Genomic DNA, 13,506 nt, shown 5'->3' on the forward strand with positions numbered 1-13,506 from the left:
GGGGACGCCCACCCCCGGTTGGTGGCCCGCGGGGGCGCTGCGGGCGGAGGGGCGGCGCCCCCTGCCCGGGGCGGGCGGCGTCCTGCTCGACCACGACGCTGACGGCCCTGGTCAGGTGCGGCCGCCGGCGTCCTGCTCGACCACGACGAGGAAAGCGTCGGACTTCAGGTCCATCACCACGGTCGCGGGCTCACCCTCGGCGCGGCGGGCGGCCGCGTACTCCTCCGCGGGCCATGATCCACGCGGTGCCCCGGCGGGGAACCGCTCCAACACCTTCGCCTCCATGACGGCCGGTCACCTCCAGTGCGGACAGTCTCATGAAATGTACGTCCTGTACTCGTCCGGCTGCCCCCGATCGCTGCGGGCATGTCACCCAGCCGGGTTCCAGCGGGACGATGTGCATCCACGAGCCGCCCGCAGCGGGAAGTGACCGGAGGGGGCCACCGACGCGGAGGACCGGAGCCATGGACCACGACGAGTGTGCGGCGGGACTGCGCTGCCTGGTGACGGGCGCCACGGGCTACCTCGGCGGCCGGCTCGTGCCCGAGCTGCTGGCCGCCGGACACCGTGTGCGCTGCCTGGTCCGCTCCCCCGGTAAGTTGCGCGACCACCCCTGGGCGGGCGAGGCCGAGGTGGTGCGGGGCGACGTCACCGACGCCGCCTCGGTCGCCGAGGCGATGCGGGACGTCGACGTGGCCTACTACCTGGTGCACGCGCTCGGCAGCGGCAAGGACTTCGAGGCGACCGACCGCCGCGCCGCCCGGATCTTCGGGGAGCGGGCGAAGGCGGCCGGTGTACGCCGCATCGTCTACCTGGGTGGGCTCACCCCGGCCGGCGTGCCCGAGCACGCGCTCTCCCCGCACCTCAGGTCCCGCGCGGAGGTGGGCCGGATCCTCCTGGCGTCGGGGGTGCCGACCGCCGTGCTGCGCGCCGCGATCATCATCGGCTCCGGCTCGGCCTCCTTCGAGATGCTGCGCTACCTCACCGAACGGCTGCCGGTGATGATCACCCCGAGCTGGGTGCGCACCCGGATCCAGCCCATCGCCGTACGGGACGTCCTGCGCCTCCTGACCGGCAGCGCCCGCCTGCCCGAGGACGTCAGCCGCGCCTTCGACATCGGTGGGCCCGAGGTGCTGACGTACCGGGACATGATGATCCGGTACGCGCGCGTCGCGGGTCTGCCCCGGCGGATCATCGTGCCCGTGCCGGTCCTCACCCCGCGTCTGTCCAGCCTCTGGGTGGGCCTCGTCACGCCCGTACCCGCCTCCATCGCCCGGCCGCTGACCGAGTCCCTGCGGCACGAGGTCGTCTGCCGGGAGCACGACATCACCCGCCATGTGCCCGATCCGCCCGGGCATCCGCTGGGTTTCGACCAGGCGGTGCGGCTGGCCCTGCGCCGGGTGCGGGAGGCGAAGGTGACCACGCGCTGGTCGTCCGCCGCTCCGCGCGGCGCCCCCAGTGATCCGCTGCCGACCGATCCCGACTGGGCGGGCGGCAGCCTCTACGCCGACCACCGCGAGGCCGTGGTGGACGCGCCGGTACAGGAGCTGTGGCGGGTGGTCGAGGGCGTGGGCGGGGAGAACGGCTGGTACTCCTTCCCGCTCGCCTGGAACCTGCGCGGCCTGCTGGACCGGCTGGCCGGCGGTGTCGGGCTGCGCCGGGGCCGCCGGGACGCGCAGCGGCTGCGGGTGGGTGACGAGCTGGACTTCTGGCGAGTGGAGGAGATCGAGCCCGGACACCTCCTGCGGCTGCGGGCCGAGATGCGGCTGCCCGGACTCGCCTGGCTGGAGATGCGCGCCGAGCCGGACGGCCCGGGTCGCAGCCGCTACCGGCAGCGTGCCCTGTTCCATCCGCGCGGGCTGCTCGGCCACGCCTACTGGTGGAGCATCTCGCCCCTCCACGCCGTCGTGTTCGGAGGCATGGCACGCAACATCGCCCGAGCGGCGGCCCGGCCGGCTCCGGCGTCCGCCCACTGACCCACGCATCCGGCTCCGGCCTCCGGCGTCCGTCCACTGACCCACGCATCCGGCTCCGGCCTCCGGCGTCCGTCCACTGACCCACGCATCCGGCTCCGGCCTCCGGCGTCCGCCCACTGACGCACGCATGCGGCGGCCGGCCGGACCGCGGCCCGGAGCGCGCATCCGTCCGGCCCCTCGGGCCGGAAGAGATCAGCGTCCACACTCCTCTCCTCGGAGCCCCTCGGAGCCGCACCATGTACGTCTCGGTCGTCCTGTTCACCGCCGATCTGCGTCTGCACGACCATCCGCCGCTGCGGGCCGCGCTGCAGGGGGGCCGCCAGGTGATCCCGCTCTTCGTGCGGGACCAAGGCGTGCTGGACGCGGGGTTCGCGGTGCCCAACCGGCTGGCGTTCCTCGCCGACTGCCTGCGTGACCTGGACGAGGGGTTGCGCCGGCGCGGCGGGCGGCTCGTGGTGCGCTCCGGTGACGTGGTCGAGGAGGTGTGCAAGGTGGCGGCCGAGGCCGATGCCGACGAGGTGCACCTGGCGGCGGATGTCAGCGCCTACGCCCAACGGCGCGAGCGGCGGTTGCGGCACGCCCTGGAGGCGGAGGGGCGGCGGGTGCACTTCCACGACACGGTGACCACCGCGGTGGCCCCCGGGGCGGTGACCCCGGGCTCCTCGGACCACTTCGCCGTGTTCACGCCGTACTTCCGCCAGTGGTCGGCACAGCCGCTGCGGGACGCCCTCGGCGCGCCCCGGACCGTCCGCGTACCGGAGGATGTCGCGTCCGAGGACCTGCCCTGCCGGGCCACGGTGCCCGGGGTGTCACCGGGACTGGCGACGGGCGGTGAGCGGGAGGCCAGGAGACGGCTCACCGACTGGCTGCGCTCGGGTGTCACCGCCTACGAGGAAGGGCACGACGACCTGGCCGGCGAGGCGACCTCCCGGCTCTCCCCGCACCTGCACTTCGGCACGCTGTCCCCCGTCGAGGTGGTCCAGCGGGCGCGCGCGGCCGACGGCCCCGGTCCGCAGGCGTTCGTACGGCAGCTGGCCTGGCGGGACTTCCACCGCCAGTTGCTGGCGGCACGGCCCGCGGCGGCCGCCGCCGACTACCGCGCGAAGCGCGATCGCTGGCGGTCCGAGCGGACGGCCCGCGCGGACATCGAGGCCTGGCGGGAGGGCCGCACCGGCTATCCGGTGGTCGACGCGGCGATGCGCCAGCTGCGGCACGAGGGCTGGATGCACAACCGCGGCCGCCTGCTGACGGCGAGCTTCCTCACCAAGACGCTCTACGTCGACTGGCGGGTGGGCGCCCGGCACTTCCTGGAGCTGCTGGTCGACGGGGACGTGGCCAACAACCAGCTGAACTGGCAGTGGATGGCGGGGACGGGCACGGACACCCGCCCCAACCGGGTCCTCAATCCGGTCACCCAGGCCAAGCGGTACGACCCCGACGGCACCTACGTGCGGCGGTGGGTGCCCGAGCTACGGGGTGTGCGGGGCGGCGCGGTCCACGAACCGTGGAAGCTCCCGGGTCTGGAACGGGCGGCCGCCGGTGACTATCCCGACCCGGTCGTCGCGCTGGCCGACGGGCTGGCCCGCTTCCGGCGGGCCCGGGGTCGCGACTGAGCGGGGTCCGGGCCGCGGCGCCGCACGGTTCTCATCCCGGCCGCCCGCAGACCACCGTCAGCGAGTCGAGGGCTTCGGGCAGACTCGTCGGGCGCAGCATGCCCCGGCCGGACCGGCCCGCCCAGCCGGGGCCGCCGAGCACGACCAGCGGCTGCGACCGGGCTCCCTTCACGCCCCACTCGGTGGCGGCTATGTGCTGCGCCAGCGGCAGACTCGCGGTGGAGCGGGCCTGCGCCCACAGCACCACGGCGGCCGGCCCCAGGCGGCCCACCGCGGCCGCCAGTGCCTCGGCGGGGACGGCGGCGCCGAACATCCTGGTGGCGATGCCGAGTTGACTCAGCCCGGCGTTGAGCGCCTCCAGCGGCAGGGTGTGCTGTTCGCCCGGCACACAGGCCAGCAGCACCGGGCGGGGCGTCGCGGCGCCCGGCGCGGCGAGGGACGGCCGGGTGTGCCGGCGCAGGGTGGTGGAGATGTGCCAGGACAGCAGGTGCTCCACCTCCACGTAGCGGTCTCCGGCCGAGGCCCACTTGCGGCCCACGGCGTGCAGGGTGGGCACCATCACCTCCTGCCAGGTGCGGAGGAGACCGTGTTCGCTCACCGCGGCGGCGAGTTGCTCCTCGACGGCCGGCGCGTCCAGGCGTACGGCCGCGCGGGCCAGGCCCCGGCGCACGTCGCCCGACGGTGGCGGGCCGGCCGCCCCGGCGTGTGCGGGCGGGCGCATGCCGGTGGCCGTCTCGTCGTGCACGGCGGTGGGCGGGGGCCCGCCCCTGGACGCCTCGCTCCGTGCGGCCCGGGCCGCCTCGGCGGGGGCCACACCGGCCGAGGTCAGCCGGCACATCGTCTCCAGCATTACCACGTCCCGGGGCGCCCAGCGCCGGTGCCGGCCCGCCGCGCGCTCGGCGGGGCCGATGCCGTAACGGCGTTCCCAGGAGCGCAGTGTGGTGGGTGAGACCCCGAGCCGGCGGGCGAGGGCACCCGTGGTCAGCCCTGCCTCCGCCGGCGGTCCGGGCCCGGCGCGCTTTCCGTCCATGGGCCGACTATACGGTGCAGAATCGATGCGGGTTGAACGGGCAGGTCCCCGGCTCCGACGATGGCGGCACCGTCCCACCCGAGGAGCCGTGGTCATGTACTCGAATCCGGCACCCAGCAGCGTCGCCACCGCGCGCCGTGCGCCGGAACCGGCGGCCCAGGCGCCACGACCGGCCGCGGCCGAGGAGCCGTACGGCGACGAGGAACTGGCGCGCGGCCTGGTGGCGGGCGACGAGGCATGTCTGGCCGCGGTCCACCGGCGCTGGTCCGGCCTCGTGTACGCACTGGCCCGGCGCTCGCTGGGCGACGCCAGGGAGGCGGAGGACGTCACCCAGCAGGTGTTCCTCAACGTGTGGCGCGGGCGGAACGGATACCGGCCCGAGCGCGGTCCGCTGGCCGGCTGGATCGTCGGCATCACCCGGCGCAGGATCGTCGACGCCCTGACGGCGCGGACCCGGCGCGCCGACCTGGTCGCGGCCGCCGGATCGGCGCTGGCGCTCGAGGGCGGCACCGTCACCCCGGGGCCCGAGGCGGTGCTGGACCGTGTGCTCGTCCGTCACGCACTGGCCCAACTGCCCGGCCCGCAGCGGGAGGTCCTGCACCTGGCCTTCTACGAGGACCTCACCCAGACGCAGATCGCGGCCCGCACGGGATGGCCCCTGGGCACCGTGAAGAGTCACGCGCGGCGCGGCCTGCACCGGCTGCGCCGCTCGCTCGGGCAGTCGACGGGAGCGGTCGATGCGGAAACGGTGCAGGTGCCGTGAGGGCGCGACTGAGGCGTCACTCCTGTGCGACGGCCCCCGGAGAGAGTCGGTGCTCTCCGGGGGTTTCCTCCCGTCCGGGGCGCCCGCTCACGACGAGCCACTCCGACCCCTACACATAAAGGGCGAATAAGAGCAGACTGGTAGGCGGCGCCTTAGTAACCGACCCCGACGCGGTCGGGGCCGTAGGTCACGAGGGAGACAGTCATGGCGAATGTCTCGCACAGGGGTGACATGGCGACCCACCCCGATGTATCCGAAATGCGGGCACGCTACGCCCGTATGCTCGGTGGTCGTGATGTGGCGCTGGTGGACGGGCCCGTGTTCCTGCTCGGCCTGTACTGCGCGGCGTCTCCGTGGATCCTTCACTACGCCACGAGTCAGCCGGCGCTGATGACCCACAACCTGATCATGGGCATCGCGATAGGCCTGCTGGCACTCGGATTCACCACGGCCCCCGCGCGGATGTACGGCCTCAGCTGGGCCATGTGCGCCATGGGTGTCTGGATGATCATCGCGCCGTGGATCGTGGGCAGCAGCCCGGACACCGGCGTGGTCGTCAACAACGTCGTCATCGGCGCGCTCGCCATCGTCCTCGGGCTGTTGTGCGCCGGTACGGCGGCGAAGAGTGTCCCCAGGCCCTGAGAAGAGCGTCCCCAGACCCTGAAGAGAAGACCGAGGAAGGGAGGACCCAGCGAAGAAAGTGAAGGCCACGAAGAATGCGGGGCCGGTCCGCCCGGGCGGACCGGCCTCCCCGTGCGCGCGGCTCAGCGGCCGGGCCCCTGCCAGGGCGCCCGCGGCACGGTGCGACCGGTCGTCGGCAGCGACTCGAGGGGGGACACCGAGGGGCCGCCGTAGGCGACGTCGCCGCGCTCGCCGTCGTCGACAGGGTCCTCGTGGGTGAGAAGCCCTTGCCTCAGCCTGCCACCGGCTCGGCGTCCGGGTCCCGGCCGGCCGCGTACTCCTCGCTGATCTCTTTCTCCCCGAACGGCCACACCTTCTCCAGCCGTGCCCAGATCAGGAAGGCCACACAGCCGAGGGCGAGCCAGGCCAGGGACCATTCGATGGGATGGCGGCCGGGAGAGTTCTTGTCGGCGTACCCGTAGATCACGCACCAGCCCGCGAAGGCGAGGATGCTGGGCAGCGGGTAGAGCCACATCCGGTACGGGCGGTGAAGCGTCGGCTGGCGCCTGCGCAGCACCGTGAGCGCCACGATCTGGGCGAGCGCCTGGACGATCACCATGACCGTCGTGAGCAGTTGGATCAGGGTCGCGAGGTCGGTGTGGCGGCCGATCAGGAAGCCGATCGCCGTGATCACGCCCATGGTCGCCAGGCCCAGCATCGGGAACCGGTGCCGAGGGTGCAGCTTCTCGTACGGGCGGAAGAAGACCCGTTCGCGGGCGGCGTCGTAGGGCACCCGGGAGCCGCCGAGCAGGCCGGTGAACACCGAGGCGAACGCCGTGATCAGAATCAGCACGGTGACCGTGTCGGCGGCGCCCTTGCCCCAGGTCTCCTCCAGCACCGCCGAGGCCACCGAGGTGGAGGCGATGTCCTCGGGGTCGGCCATGCGGTGCCAGTCGACGACGCCGAGCGTGCCGATCTGCAGCAGCAGGTAGATCGCCATGATGCCGAGGATCGAGAAGACGATGGACCGCGGCAGGATCCGGCCCGGGTCCTTGATCTCGGCACCCATGTAGGCGGTGGTGTTGTAGCCGAGGTAGTCGTAGATACCGATGGTCAGGCCCGCGGCGAAGCCGAGCCAGAAGTGGTCGCTCGTCAGGTCGAAGGCGTGCGCGGGGTAGGTGAACGCCAGGTGGGGGCTGAAGTCGCCGGCCGCTGCGACGATCACCAGCAGGACGGAAGCGATCATCACCGTCCACATCACGGCGGTGATGCGGGCGATGTGCTCGATGCCGCGCCAGAGCAGGAGCACGACCAGCGCGATGACGCCGAGGCCGATCAGGTCGCCCTGGGTCTGGCCGAGGCCGGGGGCGAGGTAACCCACGTACTGGACGAAGCCGACCACGCCCGTGGACATGATCAGCGGGATGAAGAGCATCGCCGTCCACACGAACAGGAACGGCATCAGACGTCCGGTGCGGTACTGGAAGGCCTGGCGGAGATAGACGTAACTGCCGCCGGAGCCGGGCATGGCGGCGCCCAGCTCGGCCCACACCAGTCCGTCGCAGAGCGCCAGCACGGCGCCCGCGACGAATCCGATGACCGCCTGGGGACCGCCGAACGCGGCGACCATCAGCGGGATCGTCACGAACGGGCCGATGCCGCACATCTGGCTCATGTTGATGGCCGTGGCCTGGAACAGGCCGACACGGCGGACGAAGCCACCCGAGGGTGGCGGGCTACCGGACATGGGGACTCCTGACGCGACGGGCGCACGGACCGCGTGGTGGGCGGGACCTCGCCCGGCCGGGCTGACTGGCCGATAAAGTTAAGGAGCCTTACTAGAGGCGTCAAGTAGGCGCCGGGAATGCATGAGAATGGTGCGATGCCCGCCCGTGACGTCGAAGCGCAGCAGGACCAGCCCTGGAGCCACCGCCGCCTGCGCAGCACCAACGAGCGGCTGCTCCTGGACCGGCTGCGCGGTCTCGGCGCCGCATCGCGCGCCCAACTGGCCCGCGAGACGGGCCTGTCGAAGCCGACGGTGTCCAGCGCGCTGGCCTCGCTGGAGACGGCGGGACTGGTGCACGAGGTCGGCACCCATGCCCCCGAGCGCGGCCGTACCGCCGTGCTGTACGCCCCGGACCCGGCCGCCGGGTACGCGCTCGGGGTGGACATCGGCCGCGGCTGGCTGCGGGTGGCCGTCGTCGATCTGGACGGCACGGTGGTCGCCCGCGCCGATGTGCGCAACCGGGCCCGCACCTCCGCCGCCATGGCCGAGCTGGTCGTGGAGACCGCCCGCCAGGTGATCGGCAACTCGGGCGTGGACCCCACCGAGGTGGTGCACGGCGTGGTCGGCACGCCGGGTGTGTACGACGAGAAACAGCGGCGGGTGCGGTACGCGATGCACCTGCCGGGCTGGGGCCGCGCGGGCCTGTTCGACCGGATGCGCGAGGAGCTCGACGTCCCGCTGGAGGTGCACAACGACGCCAACCTGGCCGCGCTCGGCGAGTACACGTACGGCATCGGCGCCGGCAGCCGGCTCTTCGCGTACATCCTGATCGGGACCGGCCTCGGGATGGGCGTCGTCGGCGAGGGGCGGCTGTTCACGGGGGCACACGGGCTGGCCGGGGAGATCGGGTTCCTGCCCTGGCCCGGCCGGAAGAAGCCCGAGCGGCTGGAGGACGCGGTGTCCGGGGTGGCCGTGGTGGAGGCCGCCCGGCAGTTCGGGATGCGCGGGCAGCTCACGGCGAAGGCCGTGTTCGACGCCGCCCGGCAGGGCAACGCGGCCGCGGTGCGGGCGGTGGAACTGGAGGGCGAGCGGATCGCGCACACCGTGGCGGCCGCGGCCGCGGTACTCGACCCGGACCTCGTGGTGCTCGGCGGCGGGGTGGGCCACAGCGTGGACCTGCTGCTCGGGCCGGTCCGCGAGCACCTGCGCACCCTGACCCCGCTCCGGCCCCGCATCGCGCCCAGCCGGCTCGGCGAGGACGCGGTGCTGCTGGGCGCGGTGGCGACGGCGCTGGGCACGGCACGGGATCTGGTGTTCGCGCGCAGGACGGGCGACGGCTGACCCGATCGCACCCGCCGCCAAGGCCCGTGGCGGCCACGGTCGTTGACATGCCCCTCACCGCCCCCTACCTTGAGCCAGGTTAGTAAAGTTTCCTAACTTTACGAGGCTGGAGACCACCGTGTTCCCTCGCCCCGCCCCCGGACGCCGGCTCGTCATGGGCGCCGTACTCCTGAGCCTGCTCGGCATGCTCACCACCGGAGCCTGGGCCGGGCCCGTGGACCGGAACCGGGCGCCGCACGAGTACGGGCACCAGCCCAGTGTCACCCATGTCCCGTCCGCCGCCGGGTCCGCCACTCCGTTGTCCGGATACGCGATCCAGTCCACGGCGAAGGTGACCGACTCCGCGGCGGCGGTCTCCTCCCCCGGGTATCCGGCGAGCGGCTGGTATCCGGCGGGCCCCCGCTCCACGGTCCTGGCCGCGCTGCTCGCCGACGGCCTGTACGCCGACCCGTTCCACTCCACCGACCAGCAAAGGATCCCGAAGGACGACTTCCAGGTCCCGTGGTGGTACCGCTCCGACTTCACCGTCGCGGACACCACCCGGCGCACCCACCTCGACTTCAGCGGTGTCGTCTCGGCCGCCGACGTCTTTGTCAACGGCCACCAGGTGGCCGGGGCCGCCGACGTGACCGGCGCCTACACCCGTCACGAGCTGGACATCACCTCACTGGTGCGGTCCGGCACGAACACCGTGGCCCTGCGGGTCCGGCCCAACGACCCGAACAAGGACCTCACCATGGGGTGGCTGGACTGGCTCCAGCCACCGCCCGACCGGAACATGGGCATCGTGCGCGACGTCCTGGTCCGCCGGGACGGCCCGGTCGCGCTCCGCGACGCCCACGTGGTGACCAGGCTGGCCGTGCCCTCGCTGGCCACCGCCGATCTCACCGTCAAGGCGCAGGCCCGCAACGACACCGGCGCGGCGGTCACCGCCGAGGTCACCGGCAGCGTCGCCGGGACGCGCTTCACCCGGAGCGTGCCGCTCGCCGCGCACGAGACGAAGACCGTCACCTTCTCCCCCGCCGACGTGCCCGGACTGCGCCTCACCTCCCCGAAGGTGTGGTGGCCGGCGGGCATGGGCGGGCAGCCGCTGTACGACCTCGACCTCACCGCCTCGGTGTCCGGCACGCCGTCGGACACGGCACACGAGACCTTCGGCATCCGCGATGTGCAGGCGCCCCTGAACTCCGACGGAGCCCGCCAGTACCGGATCAACGGCCGCAAGCTGCTGATCAAGGGCGGCGGCTGGTCCCCGGACGAGTTCCTGCGCTGGGACTCCACCTATGTGGAGGACCGACTGAAGTACGCCCTCGACCTCGGGCTGAACGCCATCCGCCTGGAGGGCCACATCGAGCCGGACGAGTTCTTCGACCTCGCCGACCGCCACGGCGTGCTCACGCTGCCGGGCTGGGAGTGCTGCGACAAGTGGGAGGGCAACGTCAACGTCGGTGAGAAGGGGGAGAAGTGGACCGCCGCCGACTATCCGGTGGCGAAGGCGTCCATGGCCGCAGAGGCCGCCCGGCTGCGCGGTCACCCGAGCGTGATCTCCTTCCTGATCGGCAGCGACTTCGCGCCCGACGCGAGGATCGAGAAGACCTACCTGGACGCCCTGAAGGCCGCCGACTGGCCCACCCCGGTGGTGGCCGCCGCCTCCGACAAGTCCTCCCCCCAGCTGGGCAGTTCCGGCATGAAGATGACCGGGCCCTATGACTGGGTCCCGCCGGGCTACTGGTACGCCAAGCGCGAGGGCGGGGCCACCGGCTTCAACTCCGAGACCAGCGCGGGCCCCGACATCCCCACGCTCGACACCCTGCGCCGGATGATGACGCCCGCCGAACTCGACACCCTCTGGAGGAACCCGGACGCCAGGCAGTACCACCGCTCGCCCTCGTCCGTGTTCGGCACCCTCAAGATCTACGACGACGCGCTCACCGGCCGGTACGGCGCCCCGACCGGCCTCGCCGACTACGTGCGCAAGGCGCAGCTGGCCCAGTACGAGAACGTGCGCGCCCAGTACGAGGCCTACGAGCGCAATGCGACGGACGCGAGCAAGCCGGCCACCGGGGTGATCTACTGGATGTTCAACAGCGGCTGGACGTCCTTGCACTGGCAGCTGACAGACCGTTACCTGGACCAGGGCGGCGCCTACTTCGGCGCGAAGAAGGCGAACGAGCCGCTGCACATCCAGTACTCCTACGACGACCGCTCGGTCGTCGTGGTGAACAACCGGCACGACTCCGCGAACCGACTCACCGCGCGAGCGACGCTGTTCAACCCCGACGGCACGCAGAAGTACGACAGGACGGTCACCGGGATGACGGTGGGCGGGGACGGCGCGCACGGCACCGCGCTCACGCTGCCGTCGTCGGTGAGCGGGCTGTCGGCCACGTACCTGCTGCGGCTGACCCTGACCGACGCGGACGGCAAGGAGGTGAGCCGGAACGTGTACTGGCTCTCCACCAAGGCCGACACGCTCGACTGGGCGAAGACCGACTGGTACTACACGCCGACGACCGGCTATGCCGACTTCAGGGGGCTCGCCCCGATGGCGCAGGTGCCGGTGTCGGCGACGGCGTCGACCGAGTCGTCCGGCGGCATGGCGACCACCACGGTGACCGTGCGCAACACCGGCAGCGGGAAGACGCCGTCGCTGCTGACGGACGTCCACCTGGTCGACGCGCAGGGCAAGCCGGTGCTCCCGGTGCGCTGGTCGGACAACGAGGTCGGTCTGTGGCCCGGTGAGTCGGTGACCCTGACCGCCACCTACCGGACCACCGATCTGCACGGCTCGGTGCCCCACGTCCGGGTCTCCGGCTGGAACACGCCGGAGCGGACGGTCCCGGCCGCGTGAACCGCCGGGGGGTGGGCCGAAGCGGCCCACCCCCTCAGGGTTCAGCTGACGTCGAGCGCGGTGTCGTCGACGACGAACGACGTCTGGAGGGTGGAGCCCTCGGTGCCGGTGAACTTGATCGTGACCGTCTGGCCCGCGTAGCTCGCGAGGCTGAAGCTGCGCCGGGTGTAGCCGCTCGCCGCGTTCAGGTTCGAGTACGTCGCGAGGGTCGACAGCACCGTTCCGCCGCTGTTGAGGACCTGCGCCTTCAGGGTGTCGTAGGCCGTCGAGGTGGACGTCTCGGCGGTGTCGACATGGAGGTAGAAGCTCAGGGTGGCGCCGGTGCAGCCGGCGGGGACGGTCACCGACTGCGCGAGTGTGTCGGTGTGGGCGGAGCCGTAGCCGTTCAGCCAGGCCTTGTAGGAGCCGGTGCGGGCCGCCTCGCCGGTGTCGTTGGTGATGACACCGCTGGAAGCGGTCCAGGAGGTGGCCCCGGACTCGAAGCCGGGGTTGGCCAGCAGCTGGGCGGCGGTGCAGGTGCCGGTGCCGCCACCGCCCCCGCCGCTGCTGCCGGAACCGGCCAGCCATGCGGTGGCGTTGAGGGCGAGGGCGGCGTCGGTGGCGCCGGAGTCGTTCCAGCCGTCGTAGAGCGTGTTGCCGGACTGGCCGGTGCCGTCGTCGATCGGTGAGCTGTCACCCCAGAAGGCGACGCGGCCGCTGCCGAAGGTGCTGGTGAGGAAGAAGGCGCCGGTGTTGCCGGAGTAACCGGTGCGATAGAGCAAGCCCTTGACACTGGAGTTGTCGGCGGGCTTGAGCGTGGCGGTCGTCCCGCTGGCGATCAGGCTCTTGGTGACGGTGCCGAAGGAGCCGTGCAGCACCGGGTCGCTGCTGTCGCTGATCGCCGACGGGTGGTCGGAGCCGATGCTCAGCGAGTCGATGGAGAAGCCGAACGGGTCGGTGGAGTCGACGCTGTTGTTCGTCATCAGGTCGTTGAGGATCTCGACCGCGTCCTCGCCGTCGTTGTTGCGGTCGGCGCCGGTGTGGTCGGAGATCATGAACAGGCCGCCGCCGTTCTTCACGAAGTTCATGATGGCGGTCTTCTCCGCCGTCGTGAACAGCGTGTTGGGCTCGGGCAGGACCAGCGTGTCGAAGTTCGACAGGTCGGTGGCGGACGAGCCGCCGTAACCGAGGGCGGCGCCGGAGGGCAGCGTCTTCAGGCTGTAGCCGCCGGCCTTCTGCAGGGCCACGCCCCAGGAGGACAGGGCGCCCGTCCAGTCGGTCTCGGAGGACGGGGAGGAGTCCTGTCCGAGCGGGTCGGGCTGGCTGGTGGAGATGATCCAGTCCGCGTTGCCCGCTGTCTCGGCGTGGGCGTTGTCGAACAAGATCCGGTGCGTGGTGGCCGCGTGGGCGGGGGTGGCGCTCGTGCCGATCTGCAGGGCTGCCGAGGTGACGAGCAGCCCGAGTCCGGCCAGGGCGGTGGTGCATCTGCGGCGGGATCTCCTCGATCCGAGCATCCGGCGAACCTCCATGAGGGGTGGGGAGAGGCGGTGCGGGCGCCAAGTCTGCGCGGGTAGAACCCGCTTGAGGGTTCTACACGCGTCGATTG

10 protein-coding genes are annotated in these 13,506 nt (G+C 72.4%); 6 read left to right on the plus strand and 4 right to left on the minus strand.

Annotated features, from left to right (window positions below; translation table 11 throughout):
• Positions 1 to 111: 111 nt before the first annotated feature.
• On the minus strand, positions 112 to 285 hold the full coding sequence (locus ACFZDC_RS14060; RefSeq protein ID WP_391323489.1) for a hypothetical protein: 174 nt from the start codon (positions 283 to 285) through the stop codon (positions 112 to 114).
• Positions 286 to 464: 179 nt separating this feature from the next.
• Between ACFZDC_RS14060 and ACFZDC_RS14065 the strand changes: the two genes are divergently transcribed.
• Together ACFZDC_RS14065 and ACFZDC_RS14070 are read left to right on the plus strand one after the other, a co-directional pair.
• A complete protein-coding gene (locus ACFZDC_RS14065; RefSeq protein WP_391323491.1) occupies positions 465 to 1,976 on the plus strand; it encodes a DUF2867 domain-containing protein in 1,512 nt (503 codons plus the stop codon).
• 236 nt (positions 1,977 to 2,212) lie between these two features.
• Complete coding sequence (locus ACFZDC_RS14070; protein ID WP_391323493.1) at positions 2,213 to 3,589, plus strand: FAD-binding domain-containing protein; 1,377 nt, start codon at positions 2,213 to 2,215, stop codon at positions 3,587 to 3,589.
• Between the two features lie 31 nt (positions 3,590 to 3,620).
• Here ACFZDC_RS14070 and ACFZDC_RS14075 read toward each other — a convergent pair whose 3' ends face one another.
• Positions 3,621 to 4,619, minus strand: coding sequence for a MerR family transcriptional regulator (locus ACFZDC_RS14075; RefSeq protein WP_391323495.1), 999 nt, complete (start codon positions 4,617 to 4,619; stop codon positions 3,621 to 3,623).
• A gap of 94 nt (positions 4,620 to 4,713) precedes the next feature.
• Between ACFZDC_RS14075 and ACFZDC_RS14080 the strand changes: the two genes are divergently transcribed.
• Positions 4,714 to 5,382, plus strand: coding sequence for a sigma-70 family RNA polymerase sigma factor (locus ACFZDC_RS14080; RefSeq protein ID WP_391323497.1), 669 nt, complete (start codon positions 4,714 to 4,716; stop codon positions 5,380 to 5,382).
• A 204-nt stretch (positions 5,383 to 5,586) separates the two neighbouring features.
• Complete coding sequence (locus tag ACFZDC_RS14085; RefSeq protein WP_391323499.1) at positions 5,587 to 6,024, plus strand: SPW repeat protein; 438 nt, start codon at positions 5,587 to 5,589, stop codon at positions 6,022 to 6,024.
• 271 nt (positions 6,025 to 6,295) lie between these two features.
• Here the strand turns inward: ACFZDC_RS14085 and ACFZDC_RS14090 are convergent, their stop codons facing one another.
• A complete protein-coding gene (locus ACFZDC_RS14090) occupies positions 6,296 to 7,750 on the minus strand; it encodes an amino acid permease (RefSeq protein WP_391323501.1) in 1,455 nt (484 codons plus the stop codon).
• Positions 7,751 to 7,885: 135 nt separating this feature from the next.
• On the opposite strand from ACFZDC_RS14090, the gene ACFZDC_RS14095 reads away from it, so the two are divergent.
• The gene (locus ACFZDC_RS14095; protein WP_391323503.1) at positions 7,886 to 9,070 is read left to right on the plus strand and encodes an ROK family protein; all 1,185 of its coding nucleotides are present in this window, start codon (positions 7,886 to 7,888) and stop codon (positions 9,068 to 9,070) included.
• Between the two features lie 118 nt (positions 9,071 to 9,188).
• Positions 9,189 to 11,921, plus strand: a complete 2,733-nt coding sequence (locus tag ACFZDC_RS14100; RefSeq protein ID WP_391323504.1) for a sugar-binding domain-containing protein — start codon at positions 9,189 to 9,191, stop codon at positions 11,919 to 11,921.
• Between the two features lie 41 nt (positions 11,922 to 11,962).
• Here ACFZDC_RS14100 and ACFZDC_RS14105 read toward each other — a convergent pair whose 3' ends face one another.
• On the minus strand, positions 11,963 to 13,414 hold the full coding sequence (locus tag ACFZDC_RS14105) for a hydrolase (RefSeq protein ID WP_391323506.1): 1,452 nt from the start codon (positions 13,412 to 13,414) through the stop codon (positions 11,963 to 11,965).
• Positions 13,415 to 13,506 lie beyond the last annotated feature (92 nt).

Source organism: Streptomyces sp. NPDC007905, from assembly GCF_042959345.1.
Taxonomy (GTDB): domain Bacteria; phylum Actinomycetota; class Actinomycetes; order Streptomycetales; family Streptomycetaceae; genus Streptomyces.